The sequence below is a fragment of the Brevibacterium sp. 91QC2O2 genome (assembly GCF_024580695.1).
Classification (GTDB): domain Bacteria; phylum Actinomycetota; class Actinomycetes; order Actinomycetales; family Brevibacteriaceae; genus Brevibacterium; species Brevibacterium moorei.
The window spans coordinates 1-1,441 of the sequence record NZ_JANIJY010000052.1; the positions used below are offsets into that span (position 1 = coordinate 1).

Here is a 1,441-nt window from a genome sequence, read left to right on the forward strand (position 1 = left end):
GGCTCTTCCGGATTGAGGGTGTAGAGAATTATCCGACAGGGGTAGGTGTGTCGTAGGGGGTGTGAAGAAGGCCCCGCGGTGAGAATGGGAATTGTCTAGAAACCGATTCCTCACCACAAGGCCTTCGATGCTCAAGCCTACCTTCACGACTCCTGATCTCACGACTTTCACGGGACTCGACGGTCTCGGCCTGCGCGCCGTCGGCCAGTACCTGACGCCGGACCGGGCGATCATTTCGTGTACTGTCGTTGAGCCGGACGACTGGTGCCACCGCTGTGGGTCTCCGGGGGCTCCACGGGACACGCTGGTGCGCAGGCTTGCTCACCAGCCGTTGGGCTGGCGGCCGACGGCTCTGCACGTGCGCGTCCGACGCTACAAATGCACAGAGTGCGGCCACGTCTGGCGGCAGGATACACGTGCAGCGGCCGAGCCGCGCGCCAAATTGTCGCGGACGGGGCTGCGGTGGGCGCTGGAAGGAATCGTGTGCCAGCACCTGACAGTCGCTCGTGTCGCTGACAGCCTGGCGGTGTCCTGGGATACTGCGAACGCCGCGGTGATCACTGAGGGACGGCGGGTGCTCATCGACAAACCCGACCGTTTCGACGGCGTGCAGGTCATCGGCGTCGACGAGCATGTGTGGCGGCATACGCGCAAGGGCGACAAGTACGTCACCGTCATCATCGACCTCACCCCGGTTCGGGACAAGACTGGGCCTGCGCGCCTGCTCGACATGGTTCAGGGCCGGTCCAAGGCCGTGTTCACGGCCTGGCTTCAGGCCAGGCCCCATAACTGGAGAGACGCCGTGGAGGTCGTGGCGATGGACGGGTTCACCGGGTTCAAGACCGCCGCCGAGACGGAGTTGCCCGACGCGATCGAGGTCATGGACCCTTTCCACGTCACCCAACTATGCGGGGATGCCTTGGACCGGAATCGGCAGCGTATCCAGCAGGAGACCACCGGGCACCGCGGCAGGTCTGGTGATCCGCTCTACGGGATCCGCCGGACCCTGCACACTGGGGAGGACCTGCTCACCGACAAGCAGCGGACCAGGCTCATGGTCGCGTTCACCGATGAGCGTCACGCCGAAGTGGAAGCGACCTGGGGCGTGTACCAGGACGTCGTGGCCGCGTACCGGCACACCGACCCAAGGGAGGGCAAGCGCATCATGGCCCAGCTCATCGACAACATCAGCCGAGGAGTGCCAAAAGCACTGCGCGAGGTCATCACGCTGGGACGCACGTTGAAACGCCGGGCCGGTGACATCCTGGCATACTTCGACCACCCAGGAACGTCCAACGGCCCCACGGAAGCCATCAACGGAAGACTCGAGCACCTCCGAGGCTCCGCCCTCGGCTTCCGGAACCTGACCAACTACGTTGCACGCAGCCTCCTGGAAGCAGGGGGATTCAGACCCCAACTACACTCCCAAATCGGATGAGCC

Annotated in this window: 1 protein-coding gene; it reads left to right on the top strand. The window is 64.4% G+C overall.

Going from position 1 to position 1,441, the window contains the following annotated elements; all coding sequences use genetic code 11:
* Positions 1-127 precede the first annotated feature (127 nt).
* A complete protein-coding gene (locus NQ036_RS15370) occupies positions 128-1,438 on the top strand; it encodes an ISL3 family transposase (RefSeq protein ID WP_257050019.1) in 1,311 nt (436 codons plus the stop codon).
* Positions 1,439-1,441 lie beyond the last annotated feature (3 nt).